At 71.5% G+C, this 19243-nt stretch carries 12 protein-coding genes; 3 read left to right on the forward strand and 9 right to left on the reverse strand.

The window, feature by feature from the left end; all coding sequences use genetic code 11:
* Positions 1-372 precede the first annotated feature (372 nt).
* The 4 genes from BKD30_RS16985 to BKD30_RS02435 all read right to left on the reverse strand — a co-directional run bounded on the left by BKD30_RS16985 (position 373) and on the right by BKD30_RS02435 (position 9260).
* A complete protein-coding gene (locus tag BKD30_RS16985) occupies positions 373-2376 on the reverse strand; it encodes an HNH endonuclease signature motif containing protein (RefSeq protein WP_076701495.1) in 2004 nt (667 codons plus the stop codon).
* A gap of 439 nt (positions 2377-2815) precedes the next feature.
* Complete coding sequence (gene cydD, locus BKD30_RS02425; protein WP_076701557.1) at positions 2816-6493, reverse strand: thiol reductant ABC exporter subunit CydD; 3678 nt, start codon at positions 6491-6493, stop codon at positions 2816-2818.
* Between the two features lie 61 nt (positions 6494-6554).
* The gene (gene cydB / locus BKD30_RS02430) at positions 6555-7598 is read right to left on the reverse strand and encodes a cytochrome d ubiquinol oxidase subunit II (RefSeq protein ID WP_076701498.1); all 1044 of its coding nucleotides are present in this window, start codon (positions 7596-7598) and stop codon (positions 6555-6557) included.
* A gap of 48 nt (positions 7599-7646) precedes the next feature.
* A complete protein-coding gene (locus tag BKD30_RS02435) occupies positions 7647-9260 on the reverse strand; it encodes a cytochrome ubiquinol oxidase subunit I (RefSeq protein WP_076701500.1) in 1614 nt (537 codons plus the stop codon).
* A 192-nt stretch (positions 9261-9452) separates the two neighbouring features.
* On the opposite strand from BKD30_RS02435, the gene BKD30_RS02440 reads away from it, so the two are divergent.
* Positions 9453-9824: a BlaI/MecI/CopY family transcriptional regulator gene (locus tag BKD30_RS02440; protein WP_076701503.1), complete on the forward strand. Its 372-nt coding sequence runs from the start codon at positions 9453-9455 to the stop codon at positions 9822-9824.
* A 7-nt stretch (positions 9825-9831) separates the two neighbouring features.
* Complete coding sequence (locus BKD30_RS02445) at positions 9832-10896, forward strand: M56 family metallopeptidase (RefSeq protein ID WP_076701505.1); 1065 nt, start codon at positions 9832-9834, stop codon at positions 10894-10896.
* Positions 10897-11012: 116 nt separating this feature from the next.
* Here BKD30_RS02445 and BKD30_RS02450 read toward each other — a convergent pair whose 3' ends face one another.
* Positions 11013-13124 carry a DNA gyrase/topoisomerase IV subunit B gene (locus BKD30_RS02450; RefSeq protein ID WP_076701508.1) on the reverse strand — a complete coding sequence of 704 codons (2112 nt, stop codon included), beginning with the start codon at positions 13122-13124 and terminating at the stop codon, positions 11013-11015.
* 224 nt (positions 13125-13348) lie between these two features.
* On the opposite strand from BKD30_RS02450, the gene BKD30_RS02455 reads away from it, so the two are divergent.
* Entirely contained in the window at positions 13349-13570 is a 222-nt protein-coding gene (locus BKD30_RS02455; RefSeq protein ID WP_076701510.1) for a DUF7455 domain-containing protein, read from the forward strand.
* Between the two features lie 130 nt (positions 13571-13700).
* Here BKD30_RS02455 and BKD30_RS02460 read toward each other — a convergent pair whose 3' ends face one another.
* The 4 genes from BKD30_RS02460 to BKD30_RS02475 all read right to left on the reverse strand — a co-directional run bounded on the left by BKD30_RS02460 (position 13701) and on the right by BKD30_RS02475 (position 19178).
* Entirely contained in the window at positions 13701-15209 is a 1509-nt protein-coding gene (locus BKD30_RS02460) for an RNA polymerase sigma factor (RefSeq protein WP_076701513.1), read from the reverse strand.
* A gap of 280 nt (positions 15210-15489) precedes the next feature.
* Positions 15490-16779 carry a DUF4192 family protein gene (locus BKD30_RS02465; RefSeq protein ID WP_076701515.1) on the reverse strand — a complete coding sequence of 430 codons (1290 nt, stop codon included), beginning with the start codon at positions 16777-16779 and terminating at the stop codon, positions 15490-15492.
* A gap of 122 nt (positions 16780-16901) precedes the next feature.
* On the reverse strand, positions 16902-18158 hold the full coding sequence (locus tag BKD30_RS02470; RefSeq protein WP_083955941.1) for an MFS transporter: 1257 nt from the start codon (positions 18156-18158) through the stop codon (positions 16902-16904).
* Positions 18159-18194: 36 nt separating this feature from the next.
* Positions 18195-19178: a proteasome assembly chaperone family protein gene (locus tag BKD30_RS02475; protein WP_076701521.1), complete on the reverse strand. Its 984-nt coding sequence runs from the start codon at positions 19176-19178 to the stop codon at positions 18195-18197.
* Positions 19179-19243 lie beyond the last annotated feature (65 nt).

Below are 19243 nucleotides of genomic sequence, written 5' to 3' on the forward strand. Positions count from 1 at the left end.
CACCCTGACCGGCGACTCCTACCGAACCCGCAGCCGCAGACAGCTCCTCGCCACCGGCGCCGAGCACTGACCAAACCAGACCATCAACAACCGAGCAGGGGGTCAATATTCGAACGACGCTACGGGGTCAATATTCGGCCGACGTTGACACCTGGTGTCGATCCGGCACACACTGCGCCAAGTGGTCAACGTCAAGGGCGACTGACCGGACCGTTATCGGTGGCCGGTCCCCCGGTTCTGCCGGGGGACCGGCCGCCGGTCCGAGCAGGGAAAGCTGGCGGTCGAACCAGGTGAGCGCCGTGCGGCCGACTCGTCCGCCAAAGACGTCAGGCCACTGTGGCCGGGAGCCGTGCCGGGTCGGGCAGGACTGGTTCAGCCCACCGACAGAACAGCGACCGGTTCGCTGCCGGCGGGATCCACGGCATCGGCGGCCTGGGCCAGACCTGCGGCGCTCACCGTCCCGGGCGGGCCGGCCGTCCCGACCCGCTCAACCGTGCGGGCCGTCCTGGCCGATACCGGGGTCCGGTTCGTCCCGGCCGACCCGGCCGTTCCGGCCGTTCTGGCCGTGTTGACGTTGCCGGTGCCGGGTGCCGGGGGTGCGGTGGAGGTGTAGGTGTGGCCGGTGGGGGTGGTGGTCACCACCGTGTGGCGTGGCCCGTCGACGGGGACGGCATCCCAGCCGGGGGCTTCCTTGGCGTGGTTGCACCGTTCGCACAGGCCCTGCCCGTTCACTTCGCTGGTGACCCCACCGGCGGCGTGGGCGTGCACGTGGTCCACGTGCCGGATCGGCGCGTCACACCACGGGGTCCGGCAGGTCCGGTCCCGGACCTGGATGAACCGGCGCAACCCCTCGGGCATCAACCGGGCCCGCGAGTCCATCCCGACCAGTTGCCCGGTGTCCGGGGCCAGGAACAAGCGACGGAGGAACACGTCGGTCCGGCCATCGACCAGCTCCCGCGCCCACGGAGCCGGGACCACCCCGTACCCGGCCAGATACGCCGGCTCCGCCCCACCGGCCAGCAACGCCCGATCCGTGATCACCACCTGCAACTCCACCCGCGCCCGGCTCACTACCCCACCGGCCCCGTTGTCGGCCCGGCCGGCCGGCCCGGGGAGCCCGCCGTCGGCCCCACCATTGGCCCGGCCGGCCGGTCCGGCGGGCAGTGGCGCCCCGGCACCGTGACGGTCGGGGGACACGTCACCGCCGGGCGCTCCACTGGCGAGCGCGTCGTCTCGGGACTGATCACCGGGCGCTGCACCACGGGAAACCTCATCACGGCCCGCTTCGCGACCGCGCGAGTCACCGCCGGGCGCGTGACCACGGCGCGCGTGGCCGCGTTCCGCTTCGCCGCTGGATGTTTCGTCCCCGCGATGCGCTTGGCTGCGTTCCGCTTCTCCGCCAGATGCTTCGCTTGGGCACCCATCAGCACGGGCTTGGTCGTCGCGCGGCGTTCCGTCACCGGCCGGACCCGGCCAGGACGGGCCCGGCCAGGACGGGCCCGGCAGCGTGCGCCGCGGCTGCCCGATCCGTACCTGCCCGCCGGGCGCCTGCCCGCCGGGCGCCTGCCCGCCGGGTGTCAGCTCGTCTGGTGCCTCCACGCCGGGTGCCTGCACGCCGGGTGCCTGCCCGCCGGGTGCGTACCCGCCGGCCTGCTCATTCGGCTCTTCGTTCGGCTCCATGCCGGACTGGGTCCGGCGGCGGGCGGTGACCGGGGGGTGGCCGGTGACCCGGGCGGTCAGGGTGTCGGCCATGATCTGCCCCCGACCACGCCCGTCCCCCCGACTGGTCAGGGTGTCCGCCTCCCGGGACAGGGCCGCATACACGGCCACCCCGTCAGCGACCGGCAGCAACCCGGTCAGATACGTCATCGTGTCCGGCGCCGGCCGGCACGTCACATGCCGGTCCGCCTCAGCCCGCCGCGCCCTGGCCGTCACCGCGGCCGGGTCCACCCGGTACGAGATCCTGCGGGCCGCCGCCACCAACGCCCCGTCGCCCAGGCCGTCGACCCCACCGGTGTCCGCGCTCAACGCCGCGTCCACCGCACGCCGGTCCGCCGCCTCACCCAGGTACACCGTCTCCCGGGCGATCAACGTCGCCCGCCACTCACTCAACGTCCCCGCGCTCATCGCCGCCAACGTGTGCGGCAGATCCGCCACCAGCAGGTGCGCCAACCCCAGATACCGGCCACCCCGGGCCGGGGACTCCCGACGCGCCAACGCCACCTGCGCCCCCACCCCCGCACCCCGCTGCCCCACCGGCACCCCCACCGCCGCCTGCGCGGCCCGCTGCACCACCGCGAACAGCGCGGTCGCCCGCACCTGAGCCGCCGCAGCCGCGGTCTTCAACTCCTCCAGAGCCCGGATCCGATCGATCAACCCCGCCCCGTCATCGGAGCGAGGATCGCCGGCCTCAACACCGCCAGCCCGAACACCGCCAGCCCGAACACCGGCGTCCACTCGGGAACCGATCCGGCGCGGGGACTCCGTCGACCACTCGGATCGACCAGTGACAGAGACCGGGACAGCCAGGGAACGGATCCAGGAACCGATCGTCGACGTGGTCACCGCCGTCCCCCGCGATGCTGACCCGTCCAACGGTTCGTCGGATGACTGTTCCATGAACCCACTTTACTCGAACATACGTTTGAATGGAATGCTCGGACGACACGAAGTTCGAGGTGCTCGCGCAGCGCGGTGTATGCCTCATCCGGGTTCTGCTCGCGGAATGCTGGCCGCGGCGGATGAGTGACCTCCTCGACGCGAGCGCACAGCCAGAGGGCCTCATGACGTGCATCCGCACGTTCCCCGACTGGCGTCAGGCCACCGTGGCCGGCACCCGTGCCGGGTCGGGCAGGTCGATGACGGCGTCGCCCGGGAGGATCTGCGTCGGGTCGTGGGTGACCAGGGCGACCATCCGGTTCCGCAGCCCGCGGCGCAGATCCGCCATCATCGCCTCGGCGGTGGCGGTGTCCAAATGCGCGGTGGGCTCGTCGAGCAGCACCAGCTCGCCCTCGGCCAACAGGGTCCGCGCGATCGCCACCCGCATCCGCTGCCCGCCGGAGAGGGCGCTGCCCGACGCCCCGATCCGGGTGTCGAGTCCGTCCGGCAGATCCGCCAGCAACTCTCGCAGACCGACCGCGGCCAGCGCCCGGCTCAGCTCCGTCTCGCTCGGCGGGTGCTCGCGGTCCCGGGCCAGCAGGAGGTTGGCGCGCAGACTGGAGTCGAACAGGTGAGCGTCCTGCGGGCACCAGGCGACGCGGGTGAGGCGGTGTCGGCCCGCGACGCTCGCGGTCGCGCTCCCGACCGGATCCCCATCCAGCGCGTATCGACCGTCGGCGGACGGCAGGAAGCCCAGCAGCCCGGACAGCAGCGTGCTCTTGCCCGATCCGGAGGGACCGGTGATCACCAGCCACCCCCCGGGACTGCCCGGGACCGGCAGCTGCCCGCTCACCGGCCCGACGGCGAACGATTCCCCGTCCCCCGTCGACGGCCACGCGAACACCGCGTCGTCCAGCTCGGCACCGGTCAGCGGATCGGCGTGCACGGGACCTTCTTCCCGCTCGTCCTCCAACCGCGTGCGCGGGGTGGCCGGTTCGGGACCGGTCAGATCGGTGAACCGGTCGACGGCCGCCCGTAGCGCGGGCAGCTGCTGCACGGCGGTCACCGTGCCGAGGAACGGGTCGACCAGGGCCAGCTGCGTCAGCACGACGACGGCGACCGCCTCGGGGTCGAGGGTGCCGGCGAGCACCGGGCCCGCACTGGCCGCCGTCATCACGACGGCCGACAGCAGCATGGCGAGCACGATCACGGCCCCGGCCGCGCCCTGTGCCCCCGTCGCCCGGCGCGCCGCATCCGTGGCCCGCCGGTCGGCTTCCTTCAGCCGGGACAGGAACGAGCCGGCCATGCCGTTGGCGCGCAGGTCGGGTGCGGCCAGCATCAGGGTCGCCGTCCGGTTCAGCACCTCGGCGCGTAGCCGCTGCTCAGCGACGGCCGCCCGCCGGTCCGCCAGCAGGGCGACGACGGGGGCGATCAGCAGGACGACGGCGAACGCCGCGAGTTGGATCCCCAGCAGCCCAGGTGCCAGTAAGCCGGTCGCGACCAGCACCGCGGCAGTGGTGGTGACCGCCACGACGGGCGGCAGCAGCACCCGCGGCGCGAGGTCCCGCAACTGGTCCACGTCGCCGATCAGTCGCGAGACAGCCACCTCGCCACGCGCCAGCACCCGCAAGGACCCGGCCCGGCGGCTCAGCGAGCGCCATACGGTCGTGCGCAGGTCGGTCAGGGACGCGAAGATCGCGTCGTGCAGCCACAACCGCTCGAGGTAGCGCAGCACCGACCGGCCGATGCCGAAGAAGCGGACGCCGACGATCGCCGCCAGCAGGTAGAGGATCGGCGGCTGCTCGCTCGCCCGCACGATCAGCCAGCCCGAGAGCGCCGTCAACGCCACGGCGAAGAGGGTGGAGAGGGTGCCGATGAGGACGGCACCGAGGAAGCGGGGCCGCAGCGGATCCAGGGCCAGGCGCAGGGCTTGCCAGCTCGCGGAGAGCGGGCGGCGCCTCGTCGGCGCAATCGGCGGGGTGGCGTCGACCGTCGCATCGGCTCCCTCCGCTTCCGAGAGCGTCGGCGCAGCGACCGGGGAGAGCACGGATGCGGCTCCGGAACCGGTGGCCGGTGCGTGAAGAGCGGCGACGTGAGTCGGCGTGGGAGCGGGTCCGGGTCCGAGCGGCACGGTCGTGCTGCCTTCCGGCCACCGGTCGAGGATGCTGTCATCGACGGGCCGGCGGTCGGCGGCGGCCGTGACCCGCTCACCGGTCACCGTATCCCCCGAGGGCGCGGACGGCAGGGTGATCACCGCGTCCGCGAGCGCCAGCGTCGCTCGGCTGTGCGCGACGAGCAGCACGGTGGTCCGGCCGCGGAGGGAGTCGATGACGTCCCCCATCAGTCGCGCGGTAGCGGTGTCCAGGTGGGCGGTGGGCTCGTCGAGCAGTACCGTTGTCGCGCCGCGCTCCACTCGCGCCAGCACCCGGGCGAGCCCGAGCCGACGCAGCTGGCCGGGACTGAGCCGGCCCGGGTCCGCGTCGGCCTGATCGCTCAACCCGACCCGGTCCAGCAGCCGCCGGACGAGGTCGCCCGCGCCGGCGCCACCGTGCATGTCGCCCTCGGGACCGGCGCTGCCGCCGACGGGTCCGGCCGCCCACGCGCGCACCTCCGCGGCCACGGTCGGTTCCGTCGTCACCGGATGCTGCGAGAGCCAGGCGACCCGGCCCGGGTCGACGCCGCCCACCCGCCCGGTCACGCGCGCGATCGCGGGATGGTCACCGAGGGTGCCGGCCAGAACGGCCAGCACGGAGGACTTGCCGCAGCCGCTGGGGCCGGCGAGGGCGGTGATCGCGCCGGCCGGGGCACGCACCGCCAGACCGGATACGGCCGGCCGGGCGCGGCCGTGGTAGGTGATGGTCAGGCCCTCGACGACGACGTCGGTGAGCGGCCCGGCGGTGGTGCTGTCGGCACGGGCAGCGCCGGCTGGACTCGTGCCGGGGGTCACATCGCCGAGCCGGCGCATCGGCGGCGCGTCGATCAGCTCCTCGGCCCGGACCCGGGCGGCCAGGCCGTCGTCGCTGGCGTGAAAAGCCGCCCCGAGCTGCCGCAGTGGGAGGTAGCACTCGGGCGCGAGGACGAGCGCGAGCAGCCCGGTCTGCAGGTCCAGCCGACCGTCGATGAGCCGGATGCCGATGAAGACCGCCACCACCGCCACCGAGATGGTGGCGATCAGCTCGAGCGCCAGGGAGGAGAGGAAAGCGACCTTGAGCGTGCGCATCGTTCGGGACCGGTAGTCGTCCGAGAGCGTCCGCAGCGCCCGCAACTGGGCGCCGGCCCGGCCGAGCCCGACCAGCACGGGAAGGCCACGCGCCAACTCCACCAGGTGGTCCGAGAGCCGGGAGAGCGAACCGGCCGCGGCGTTGACCGCGTCGCGCGTCTCGAGCCCGATCAGCATCATGAACACGGGTACCAGCGGCACGGTGAGCACGACGATGAGGGCGCTGACCCAGTCCGCGGCGAGGATCTGCAGCCCGACCAGCAGCGGCACCACGGCGCAGCCGACCAGGGCCGGCAGGTATTGCGTGTAGTAGCCGTCCAGGTCGTCGAGGCCGCGGGTGGCGAGCACCGCGACCGAGCCGGCGCCGCCACCGGGCAGGTCCCGGCCCGCGCCGTCGACGGCCCGGCGGGTCAGACGTGCCCGGAGCCGCTCCTTCTCCCCCAGCGCGGCACGGTGGGCGGCGACCTGACCGGTCCAGTGCGCAACGGCCTGTAGCACGGCCCCGACGACGCCGATCGCCAGGGTGGCGTCGGACGGTGCCCGGCCGGCGGCCAGGTCCGCGATGCCGGTGGCGATGGACTGAGCCACGGCAACGAGTCCGGCCGCCTTCAGCGCGGCGCACAGGCCCAGCAGGTACAGCGCCCGGGGCGCCGCACCGGCCCACGGCGAGGTCACGGCCCGACGACTCGTCCCCCGGCGGCTCTCCCGTTCCGGAGCGTCGGGGCCGGGCGCCAGGTCAGCGGCCGGCACGGTCGGCCGCTGACACGGGGTCGAAGTCGTGGGCGTCGGGAATGTGGTCCGCGCTCACCCGCTTGCGGAACACCCAGTAGGTCCAGCCCTGGTAGGCCAGTACCAGCGGTATCCCGAAGGCCGCAACCACGCTCATCACGCCCAGCGTGTACGCCGAGGACGACGCGGAGGAGACGGTCAGGTCCCAGACGGAGTTCAGGGACGACGGCAGCACCACCGGATACGCGGCGGAGAAGATCGCTGTCATCGCTCCGAGCAGGAACACCGCGAGCCCCGCGAACGCGCGGCCCTCCCGGTCGCGGCGCGCCTGGATCCAGGCGATCACCGCCCCGGCGACGGCGACGATGATCGGCAGCCAGGTCAGCAGCGTCCCGCCACGGGCCTGCACCACGAGCGCCCACGCGGTGATCGGCAGCAGTCCGACCGGCAGCATCTTCGCCAGCAGGGCGCGCGCCCGGTGTCGGATCGGGCCGTCCGTCTTGAGCGCGGTGAACGCCAGGGCGTGCACCAGGCAGAAGCCGACACCCGCCAGCGCGCCGAGGACGGCGTAGCCATTCAGCCACGCGAACGGGCCGCCGACCCGGTCCCCGTTGGCGTTCAGCGGCAGCCCCGTCGTCGTCAGCGCGAGCATGGCGCCCACCCCGGCGGCCGCGATCAGCGAACCGCCGGCGAGCGCCCAGTCCCAACCGGTGCGCCACCGCACCGAGTCCCGCTTGCCGCGGTACTCGATGGACACGGCCCGGAAGATCAGGCCGAGCAGGACGACGACGAGCGGGAGGTAGAGGGCGGAGAACAGGGAGGCGTACCAGAGGGGGAAGGCGGCGAACATGGCGCCGGCGGCGGTGATCAGCCACACCTCGTTGCCGTCCCACACCGGGCCGATAGTGTTCAGCAGCACCCGTCGCTCCCGCTCGTCGCGCGCGAACGTCTTCATCAGTATGCCGACGCCGAGGTCGAAGCCCTCGAGGAACAGGTAGCCGGTCCAGAGCACGGCGATGAGCACGAACCAGACGGTGGGCAGGACGTCCATCAGAACACTCCGGGGTGGTGGCGGAAGATGATCGATCGCATGGCCGAGTCAGTAAGCGAACCCGAGCACATCGCGGCCCTTCCCGTCGTCGGGCCGGTCCGGCGAACCTGTGTCGTCGCCGTCGCCGTCGGCGTCGTCGTCGGACGGCGTCGTGTGGGCCAGTTCGGGCATCGCCGAGGCCACGCCACCGCGGATGAACTTGACCAGCAGGCCGACCTCGACGACGGCGAGCACCGCGTACACCGACGTCAGCACGATCAGCGACGTCAGCACCTCCCCGAACGAGACGCCGGGCGAGACCGCGGCCGCCGTGAACATGAACACCTGATCCACGCCGCTCGGATCGGGATTGGGTGCGACGACGAACGGCTGCCGGCCCATCTCGGTGAAGATCCAGCCCGCCGAGTTGGCACCGAAGGGAGCGAGGATGCCGAGGACGGCGCTCACCATCAGCGGTTTCGACAACGGCACGGTGCCCTTCCGGGTGATGAGCAAGCCGATGAAGCAGGCCAGGGCGGACAGCGCACCGAAGGTGATCATCAGACGGAAGCCCCAATAGGTGACCTCCATGACCGGCACGTACTGGATCGGCTGGCCCGCACGCTCCCCGTACATGGGATCGTTCGGCAGGTTCGTCCCGTACTTCTGCTGGTACTGCGGAAGCAGCTCGTTGACTCCCTTGACCGGAGTGGTGAAGTCGGCGTTGGCCAGGAAGGAGAGCACGCCGGGCACCTCGAACACGGCGACCATGTTGGAGCAGTCGCGGGAGCCGAGCTGCCCCACGGAGAACACCGAGAAACTGGTGCCGGACTGGCAGGCGGCCTCCGCGGCGGCCATCTTCATGGGCTGCTGCTGAAACATGAGCTTGCCCTGCACATCGCCGGTGATCGCCGTACCCGCGAACGCGGCGACGGCGACCCAGCCGCCGATCACCAGCGAGCGGAACCACACCTTGTGCTCGATCACGTCCCGTCCGACGCCCTTACCGGCACCCGGGATGACGAAGCCCTTCGCGTCCACCGTGTCGATGCCGTCCTTGCGCCGGCGCCACAGGTGGTACCAGCTGACGCCGAACAGCATCGCTCCGCCGACGGCGAACGCGCCGACGATGGTGTGGGCGAAGGCGACGAGGGCGGTGTTGTTGGTCAGCACGGCGACGACGTCCGTCATGCGCGGCCGACCGTCGACCATCTGCACACCGACCGGGTGCTGCATCCAGGAGTTGGCGACGATGATGAAGTAGGCGGAGCCGATCGTCGCGAGGGACGCCGCCCAGATGCAGGCGAGGTGGATCCGCGGTGGGAGGCGCTTCCAGCCGAAGATCCACAGACCGAGGAACGTGGACTCGACGAAGAAGGCCAACAGGGCCTCCATGGCCAGGGGCGCCCCGAAGACGTCACCGACGAAGCGGCTGTACTCGCTCCAGGCCAGGCCGAACTGGAACTCCTGCACGAGGCCGGTGGCCACGCCCATGATGAAGTTGATCAGGAAGATCTTGCCCCAGAACTTCGTCATCCGCAGGTAGTGCTCGGCACCGGTGCGGTGCCAGAGCGTCTGCATCACGGCGACGCTGAGGCCCAGGCCGATGGTCAACGGGACCATCAGGAAGTGGTAGACCGTCGTGATGCCGAACTGCCACCGGGCGATCTCGAGGGGGTCCATACCGTGCGCTCCTCCACCGGGGAATCGTGAGCACCGTACACGGCGGGAGCGCCGCACCGGTTATTTCTACGTCGCGTAGAAAGCTCAGCTTCTACCGAGTGTAGAACAGCCGGGCGTGGCACGGTAATCTGGTGACCAGCATGACATCCACCGGTGCCCACGGGCACTCGCCATCCATTCAGAGGGGGAAGCATGGCGTCACTCGGGGATCTGGAGCGTTCGATCATGGATCAGTTGTGGTCCAGCGCGGATCCGATGACCGCGACCACGTTGCGGGACCGGCTGGCCGAACGCCCGGATACCGCCGCGGGCCGCGAGCTGGCCGTGACCACCGTGCTCACGGTGCTCTCTCGGCTGGAGAAGAAGGGACTGGTGGCCCGCAGCCGAACCAGCCGACCGCACCAGTACCGGCCGGTCTCCAGCCGCGAGGCGCACACCGTCTCCCTCATGAACGAGGTGCTCGGCGAGGCCCCGGACCGGGACGCGGTGCTCAGCCGCTTCGTCGGCTCCATGTCGGAGGAGGATGCCTCCCTGCTGCGGGAGATCCTCCGCGGCCGCGACTGACGCCGGCATGGTCGGCACGGGTCTGATCCTGGGAGTTCTGGCCGTCCTGCTCGCGTGGCCCGTGCCGGTGGTGCTCGTGCGCGCCCGCTGGCCGGCGCGGAGCCCGGCGCTCGCCCTCGTCCTGTGGCAGGCCATCGCGCTCTCCGGCGGCATGTGCATGATCGGCGCCCTGCTCGCCTTCGGACTCGCGCCCGCCGGGCACGACCTGGTCTCCGCGTCCACGGCCGTGCTGGCCTCCGTGGGCGGCGGCATCGATCCCGGTTCGACGTTGGGCGTGCTGTCCGTGTTCGCTCTCTGCGCGGCCGTGCTGCTGGGCGGACACCTGCTGCTGACGCTGGGGCTGACCTGGCGGCGGATCAGCCAACGCCGACGCGCGCACCGGGACGCCCTCCGGCTGCTGAGCCGTCCCGTCACGCGGGACGGTCCCGAGTCGGACAACCGGATGCGGGACGGAACGGTGCGGGACAACACCATCGTCGTCGACCACCCCACTCCCCTGGCCTACTGCCTGCCCGGGGGCACCAAATCGGTCACCGTGCTCTCGGACGGACTGCTACAGGCCCTCGAACCCGGCGAGCTGGACGCGGTGCTCGCGCACGAGCGCGCCCATCTGAGCCAGCACCACCACCTGCTGCTGCTCGCCTTCGCCGCGTGGCGGTCGTCACTGCCCTGGCTGCCGACCTCGCGCCTGGCGCTCGGCGCCGTCACCGACCTGGTGGAGATGCTGGCCGACGACGAGGCCCTGCACACCGTGAACCGTGCCACCTTGGTCCGGGCGATCGCCATCGTCGGGGGCGCTTCCGCGGCGGCCGACGGAACGAGTGCGGTCGACGCGGCCGGTACGAGTGACGACGGTCCGGGTGCCGAGACCACGGGGCCGGTGGTGGGCACCGATCCGGTGGTGCGGGTGGACGGCGTGGAGGCGGACGCGATGGCAACGCCGCGCCGGGTCACCCCGGCGCGGGTCACTCGCCTGCTGCGGCCGCAGGCCCCGATCGGCGCTCTGCCACGGGCCGCCGTCGGGCTGCTCTCGCTGCTCCTGGTCGTCGCGCCGGTGGCACTGCTCGCCTGAGCGCGGACCCACCCGTTCGCCGTGGGCTCACCGCGGAGGCCGTCCCTCGGCACGCCGACATCCGCCGGGACATCGCGCTTCACCCCCGAGTCACGCGACATGTTCCGACCTGATGCTCAGGCGTCGATACGGTCCCGGTCCAGCATCGCGGCGCCCGCGACGATGAAGTCCTTGCGCGGGGCGACCTCCGAGCCCATCAGCAGCTCGAACACCGTCTCCGCTGTGGCCGCTTCCCGGTAGCGGACCCGGCGCAGGGTGCGGTGGCGTGGGTCCATCGTGGTCTCCGCCAACTGGTCCGCGTCCATCTCGCCCAGACCCTTGTACCGCTGGATCGGCTCCTTGTACCGGCGACCGGACTTCTCCAGGCCGGTGAGCACCCGGTGCAGTTCGGCGTCGGAGTAGGTGTAGACGGTCTCGTTGGCCTTGCCGCCGGGGTTGACGATCTCGACCCGGTGCAGGGGCGGGACCGCGGCGTAGACCCGGCCGTCCTCCACCATCGGCCGCATGTACCGGAAGAACAAGGTCAGCAGCAGGGTGCGGATGTGCGCACCGTCGACGTCGGCGTCGGTCATCAGGATCACCTTCCCGTACCGGGCCGCGGTCAGGTCGAAGGTGCGACCGGAGCCGGCCCCGACCACCTGGATCAGGGCGGCGCACTCGGCGTTGGAGAGCATGTCCCCGATCGAGGCCTTCTGCACGTTGAGGATCTTGCCGCGGATCGGCAGCAGCGCCTGGTAGTCGGAGGAGCGGGCGAGTTTGGCGGTGCCCAGCGCGGAGTCACCCTCGACGATGAACAACTCCGACCTCTCGACGTCGTTGATCCGGCAGTCGGCGAGCTTCGCCGGCATGGTCGACGTCTCCAGCGCGTTCTTGCGCCGCTGCGTCTCCTTGTGCTGCCGGGCCGAGACCCGGGACTTCATCTCGTTGACGATCTTCTCGAGCAGCGCGTTGGCCTGGGTCTTCTCGCCCCTGGCGGTCGAGGTGAGCTTCGCCGTCAGCGCCTCCTCGACGACCCGGGAGACGATGCCGCGCACGGCGGGGGTGCCCAGCACCTCCTTGGTCTGACCCTCGAACTGGGGCTCGGCGAGGCGGACCGTGAGCACCGCGGTCAGGCCGGCGAACACGTCGTCCCGCTCGATCTTGTCGTTGCCGGCCTTCAGCCTCCGGGCGTTCGCCTCGACGGTCTTGCGGAACGTCTTGAGCAGCGCCTGCTCGAAGCCGGACTGGTGGGTGCCGCCCTTGGGGGTGGCGATGATGTTGACGAAACTGCGGATCGTCGTCTCGTACCCGATGCCCCAGCGCAGCGCGACGTCGACCTCGCAGTCCCGGGTGACCTCGGTCAGCCGGGAGTGGCCGGACCCGTCCAGCACCGGCACGGTCTCGGTGAACGAGCCACTGCCGTGGATGCGCCACGTGTCGGTCACCGACGCGTCGACGGCGAGGTAGTCGGCGAACTCGGCGATGCCGCCGTCGTGCTGGAACACCTCTTCCGCCATCTCGTGCTCGCCGGGGGTGCCGGGCAGGCCACGCTCGTCCCGGATGGTGATCCGCAGGCCGGGGACCAGGAAGGACGTCTGCCGGGCGCGGGTGACCAGCTCGTCGTAGTTGAACCGCGCGTCCGGGGTGAAGATCTGCCGGTCGGCCCAGTAGCGGATCCGGGTGCCGGTGACACCGCGCTTGGCCTTGCCGACGACGTCGAGCGTGGACGCCTCCTCGAACGGGGTGAAGACGGCGTCGGCGGTCGGTCGGGGGCCACGGTCGGCGAAGCGGCCCGGTTCCCCGCGGCGGAACGACATCTGGTGGGTCTTGCCACCCCGGTCGACCTGGACGTCGAGGCGGGCGGAGAGGGCGTTGACGACGGAGGCCCCGACGCCGTGCAGGCCGCCCGACGCGGTGTACGAGCCCCCGCCGAACTTGCCGCCCGCGTGCAGCTTCGTGAAGACGACCTCGACACCGGTCAATCCGGTGCGCGGTTCGATGTCGACGGGGACGCCGCGGCCCTCGTCGTGGATCTCGACGGAGGAGTCGGCGTGCAGGATCACGGTGATCGACTGCCCGTATCCGGCGAGTGCCTCGTCGACGGAGTTGTCGATGATCTCCCACAGGCAGTGCATCAGGCCACGGGAGTCGGTGGAACCGATGTACATGCCGGGGCGCTTGCGGACGGCTTCCAGCCCCTCGAGCACCGATAGGTGCCGGGCAGTGTATTCGGAGCGCTGGGCAGTCACGTGATTCTGATCCGTTTCGGTGGGGTCGTCCGGGTTGCGCGGCCGGCGACGTCGGTGCCGCGGGGGCGCGCTCTGGCGGTGGTCGGCTTCTCGATCCTAGGGCAGTGCGCGGTGCCGTGAAGGCAGGCGCACCCGTACGCGGTCAGCGAAAGAGGTTCGCGCCTGGGATGACTCGACCGCTCGGGGTGGTTGGATGGAGTACAGCATTCAGCGAGGAGGTAGTGATGAGTACAGCAGTGGCAGACCGGGAATTGACCGCCACGGACCGGTGCGACAGCTGCGGTGCGCAGGCGTACGTGCGTGTCGTGCTCGAATCCTCCGGAGGCGAGTTGGCGTTCTGCGCGCACCATGCGCGCAAGGTGGAGGCACAGTTGCGGCCCCTGGCCGCCTCGTGGCAGGACGAGACCGCTCGGCTTCACGAAGCCCCGGCCACCGCCTCGGACTGAGTCTGAGCCGACCGGCGCGAACCGGCCGACGGTGTCGGCCGGCCCATCGACGCACGAGAGGGCCCGCCCCCGGGGCGGGCCCTCTCGTACGTCCGGATACCTGCGGTTCGCCGCGGCGGGAGCGGGCTGCTCAGTCCAGGTAGTCCCGCAGCACCTGGGACCGCGACGGGTGCCGCAGCTTCGACATGGTCTTCGACTCGATCTGCCGGATCCGCTCGCGGGTGACGCCGTAGACCTTGCCGATCTCGTCCAGGGTCTTGGGCTGACCGTCGGTCAGACCGAAGCGCATCGCGACGACGCCGGCCTCCCGCTCGGAGAGCGTGTCGAGCACCGAGTGCAGTTGCTCCTGCAGGAGCGTGAAGCTGACCGCGTCGGCCGGGACGACCGCCTCGGAGTCCTCGATCAGGTCGCCGAACTCGGAATCGCCGTCCTCGCCGAGCGGGGTGTGCAGGGAGATCGGCTCGCGCCCGTACTTCTGCACCTCGACCACCTTCTCGGGGGTCATGTCCAGTTCGAGCGCCAGCTCCTCGGGGGTGGGTTCACGGCCGAGGTCCTGGAGCATCTGCCGCTGGACGCGGGCGAGCTTGTTGATCACCTCCACCATGTGCACCGGGATGCGGATGGTCCGCGCCTGGTCCGCCATGGCGCGGGTGATCGCCTGCCGGATCCACCACGTCGCGTAGGTGGAGAACTTGAAGCCCTTGGTGTAGTCGAACTTCTCCACCGCACGGATCAAGCCGAGGTTGCCCTCCTGGATCAGGTCCAGGAACAGCATGCCGCGGCCGGTGTAGCGCTTGGCGAGGGACACGACGAGACGCAGGTTGGCCTCGAGCAGGTGGTTCTTGGCCCGCCGGCCGTCGTGGATGATCCATTTCAGTTCGCGTTCGAACTTCTTGTCGAGCTGCTTGCCCAGACCGGTGGGGTCCGCCTGCATGTCGGCGAGCTTGTGCTCGGCGTAGAGGCCGGCCTCGATCCGCAGGGCGAGTTCGACCTCCTGTTCGGCGTTCAGCAGGGCGACCTTGCCGATCTGCTTGAGGTAGTCCTTGACCGGGTCCGCGGTCGCGCCGGCGGAGACGACCTGGACCGCCGGCGCGTCGTCGTCGTCGGCGTCGGAGTAGACGAAACCGGTACCGGTCTCCTCCCGCCGCGCCGCCGACGTGCCGTTGGCGTCCTGAGCGTTCTCCTCGTCGGAGGCGGTCGCGTCGTTGCCGTTGGTGCGGGAGTTGCCGTTCTCGTTGCCCTCGGGCACCGTGGCTTCCGCCTCGGCGTCGAGGTCCGTCTCGACGGGCTCCGAGTCCTCCATGGTGTCCTCGCCGACGGTCTCCGGACTCTGATCCTCGTCGGCTGCCGTGGTCTTCTTCCGGCTGCTCCCACCCGGGGTGGCCGTCGACTTCGTCTTCCGGGTGGTCTTCTTCGCCGTGCCCGAGTCCGTAGCGGACTTCGCCGTGCCCGAGTCCGTAGCGGACTTCGCCGTGCCCGACGTCGGGGCCGGCTTCGCGGTGCTGGACTTCGCCGCCGGCTTGGCAGCGGCCCTGGTGGCGGTGCCACTCTTGCGCGCCGGAGTACGGGAGGCGCGCTCCTCGGTGAGAGTGGCCGTGGTCTCGTCGGATGCGGTACTGGACTTCTTCGCCGGTGACACTGAAAACCTTTCGCAGACTGTCCGCGGCGCCCCGAGACTGGGTAACACCACTATGACCCTGTCAAGTCCGTCGCACGGCGCACCTGAAGGGTCTTGCTTCTTCAAACACCGGTGCCACCCGGAATGTTCCCGCAATTACGACAGAACGGAGTGAGCACCAGGATCGAACCGGGGGCGTGCTGGATGCCGCGGATGCGGCGAAACGGACTCGAAGGGTCGTCCGTCCATTGTGACACGGCGGCGGCGACCGCGGCGCATCCGGCGTGGGGTCCACGGTGGCTCACGCGGTGTCCGGGCTATCGCCCTTCCACGCCGTGGCCCGGTGGCGGGCCCATTCGTGCACCTGACCGAGATCGAGGAACCGGTCGAACAGCCGGGCCAGTTCGTACCTGCTGTCCACGCGCAGGGCGGCATCGAGGAAGTGATGCGCGCGGGACCCGCGGCCCCGGGCGAACTCGATCCAGCCGAGCAGGGTCAGCGTCGCACAGCGGACCTGCCCGTCCGCGTGCGGGGCCAACGCCTCGAGCAGCCGGTACGCGGCATCCAGCCGCTGCCAGTCCGGCCCCAGGGCCACGGACCCCGTGATCACCGATGCCAGCAACGGCACACCGCCGGCGCGCAGGCGAGCGTCCCGGTCCGGCGGCTCGCGCGGGCACTGTTCGGCGGGGGTACGCGTCCCTGTCCGCGCCGTCGTTGTCCGCGCCGCTGCTGTCCGCACCGTCGAGTGGTTCAGCGCGGGATCGCCCGAGCTCGGGTGGGCTGGGGCGCCGCCGGAGTCCGCGGACAGGATCAGCTCGGAGATGACAGCGGAGGGGCCCACGGCGCTCTGGAACAGCACCAGGTCCCGGATGGTCCGGCTGCGCAGGCCGGCCAGCAGCAGGCCCGCGATGTCCGGCCGCACCGGAAGCCCGGCCACGGGATCCGGTGCGGCGGCACTCAGGGCTCGGTCCCACGCCGCGGCGACCCGGCGTGCCCACGCCGGGTCCGGCGGGTCGGGGTGCGACCCGGGGTCGTGGACGCCGGCCCAGCGCCGGACCTCCTCGGCGTCCGGACCGGTCGGCGTCGGCACGATCACGGACTCCGGTGCCGGACCCCAGGCCCGTCCGGCGAACACCAGCTCGGTGTTGAGCACGCTCGCGGACACGGCGTCGAGTGACCGGCGACGGGACCACGGCGCGTCCGGCTGCGCGGCGTCGATGTGGCCCCAACCCTCGTCCCCGACGTAGAGGCAGTCCCGCACGGTCAAGCCGAGGCGTTCCAGCGTGCGGACCAGTCGGTGAACCAGGACCGGCAGGCCCGCACCGGCGCGCGGACGGTCGGCGGTGTACACGATGACGAACACGCCGCTCGGCGCTCCAGGCGCGAGGACGGCCTGCACGTAGCGGCCGATCTCCGCGCCGGCGGAGGCGGTGCACCGGGGCGGCAGGTCCAGACGGAGCAGCCCACCGGCCGCACCGCCCGAGTCGGCCAGCACGACCAGGCTCTCCCGGGGCCAGTGGCCCAGGCCGTGCGGGATGTAGGCGAGCAGGTCCTCGGCGGAACGGATGGCGGCGGAAGGAGGTCGAGTCATGAACTCAACGGTCCTCTCCGCCACCGGCGCCCGGGCCGCCGTCGGACCGCGTGTGGACAACCCGAGGCAGCCGGACGCCTGGGGAGGAAGACTGGGCCGGAGCGACAGCCCGGGGGCGGCGGTCAGGGCGAGCGAGTGCGGCCGCGCAGCACACGCCGGACCCGCAGCAGGGCGAGCGCGCCCAGAACGATGAGCACGCCCTGGACGCACAGCGCGATCCGGAAGGCGTCCAGGGCGTAGAGGTCACCGCCGGAGAATCCGGTGGCGTTGAGCACGTCCAGGACGAGGCCGATCAGGTACATGCTCACCAGAGCCGCGGTGAAGCCGCCGATGTTGACGATACCGTTGGCGGTCCCCAACCGGTGGGGTGGGTTGTACTCGCGGGCGAAGTCGAATCCGACCATGGACCCCGGGCCACCGGCGGCGAGCACGATGACGAGCACCGTGAGCAGGCCGAACGGCGCACGCCCCGGATACAGCAACACCGCCGCCCAGGCCAGCAGGATCGCGACCGCGACCCCGAGTACGAGTCGGGACCGCAGTCGAGGCCGCAGTGCGACCACGCGCCCGAAGATCGGGCCGCCGATCGCCCCCGCCACCACGAACACCGTCATCAGCACCGCCACCCGTTCGACCGGGACGCCCTCCGCGGAGACGAGGAACGGATAACCCCACGCCAGGATGAAGACCTGGCCGGGGAACTGCACGGTGAAGTGGCTCCACAACCCGAGGCGGGTGCCCGGCTCGGCGAACGCGTCCGCGATCAGCCGGCCGGTCTGCCGAACGGTGGGGGCCCGTCCCCGCACCGGGTGATCGGGCGGTTCGCTGCGGACCGCCGCCGCTGCGAGCGTGGCGGCGAGGACGCCCAGCCCGGCGAGCGAGAGGAAACCCACCGACCAACCGAAACGTTCCAGCAGGCCGGCGAACGGGATGGAGGAGATCAGCTGCCCGCCCATCCCGACGATGCCGGTCAGTTGGCTGAGCACGGGCACCTGCGCGGCCGGGAACCACAGCGGCACCAACCGGAGGACGGAGATGAAGGTCATGGCGTCGCCGGCTCCGACCAGCACCCGGCCGAAGACCCCGGCCGGGATCGTGGTGGCGACCGCGAGCTGGAGCTGACCGACCGCCATCAGGGCGGCGCCCCCGGCGACCATCACGCGGGAACCGAACCGGTCCGCCAGCACCCCCACGGGGATCTGCAGGCCGGCGTAGACGATCAACTGGATGACGGCGAACGCGGAGAGCGCCGACGCGGTCGCGTCGAACCGCTCGGTCGCCGCCACCCCGGCCACACCGAACGACGTGCGCTGCGTGATCGCGACGATGTAGGCGGCCAGCCCGGCGATCCAGACCACCCAGGCACGACGCGTTCCCACCGTCCCATTATGGGTACCGTCAGCCCCGCGGTCGGATCAGTGGTGCGGATCGCCGCCGTCGTCGTCCGGGTCGGCGGGCGGTGTGTCGAGGGTCAGCTGGTCCGCGTCGCCTGCGTCCATGGTGGCGAGGTAGGCCTCCACCGCCGCGCCCAGCTCGTCGGCGTCCGGCAGTTCGCCGTCCGGTCCCTCCAACAGGGACCGACGCGGCTCCCGCCCCCGGTGGTACTCGTCGTACTGGGCCTGCAGACCACTGACCAACTGCTGGACCTCGGCCGAGGCCGCGACCTGTTCGTCGATGGACTTCTCCAGTTCGCGCCCGGCCTCGCGCAGCCGGTCCGACGGCAGCATCAGCGCGGCCGCGGCGCTCAGGTGTTCCAGGCCCGTGACCGCGGCCTGCGGGAAGCGCGCCTCCGCGAGGTAGTGGGGAACGTGGACGGCGAAGCCGACGACGTCCTTACCGGCCTCCGTCAGCCGCACCTCGAGCAGCTGCCCGGCGGACGCGGGCATGCGCGCCGTCGGTTTCCAGGCGGAGATCCTGTCGATCAGATCGGGTCGGTTGCCGTGCGCGGTGACCGCCAGCGGGCGGGTGTGCGGCACGGGCAGGGGAAGGGAGTGCACCCAGCTGACCAGCTGCACGTCCAGTTGCTGGACGAGTTCGACGACGGCACCCGCGAACCGCTCCCACTGGTAGTCGGGCTCGAAGCCGCTGAGCATCAGGAACGGCTGACCGGTCTCGTCCTTGAGCGCGTGCATCTGCAGCCGCGGCCGTTCGTAGTCGGTGAAGTGGTCGCCCTCAAATCCGATGATCGGACGACGACCCCGGTAGTCGTAGAGCGCGTCGGCGTCGAACTCGATCACCAGTTCGTGCTCAAGTCGGTCGAGCAGTTCGGCCCGGATCTGGTCCGCGGCCTGGCCCGCCTCGGCGGCGCCGGTCAACCCGATGATCAGGTTGAGACCGCGGATCTGCGGGGTGTGGACCAGGTCCGAGACCGCTTCGTAGAGCGTGGACGGATCCTGCACGGTGACTCCTCGACGGTCGGGACGGCAACGGGTGACGGTGGTTCGCGCACGGTGACCGATGACGC

This window comes from Tersicoccus phoenicis (genome assembly GCF_001968835.1).
Classification (GTDB): Bacteria; Actinomycetota; Actinomycetes; order Actinomycetales; family Micrococcaceae; genus Tersicoccus; species Tersicoccus phoenicis.

Bases quoted from the DNA above. Each gene is read 5' to 3' on its own strand.
- cydB (WP_076701498.1), bottom strand. From the start codon at position 7,598: ATGGACGTCCTGCCCACCGTCTGGTTCGTGCTCATCGCCGTGCTCTGG.
- BKD30_RS02435 (WP_076701500.1), bottom strand. From the start codon at position 9,260: ATGGACCCCCTCGAGATCGCCCGGTGGCAGTTCGGCATCACGACGGTC.
- BKD30_RS02440 (WP_076701503.1), top strand. From the start codon at position 9,453: ATGGCGTCACTCGGGGATCTGGAGCGTTCGATCATGGATCAGTTGTGG.
- BKD30_RS02445 (WP_076701505.1), top strand. From the start codon at position 9,832: ATGGTCGGCACGGGTCTGATCCTGGGAGTTCTGGCCGTCCTGCTCGCG.
- BKD30_RS02455 (WP_076701510.1), top strand. From the start codon at position 13,349: ATGAGTACAGCAGTGGCAGACCGGGAATTGACCGCCACGGACCGGTGC.
- BKD30_RS02465 (WP_076701515.1), bottom strand. From the start codon at position 16,779: ATGACTCGACCTCCTTCCGCCGCCATCCGTTCCGCCGAGGACCTGCTC.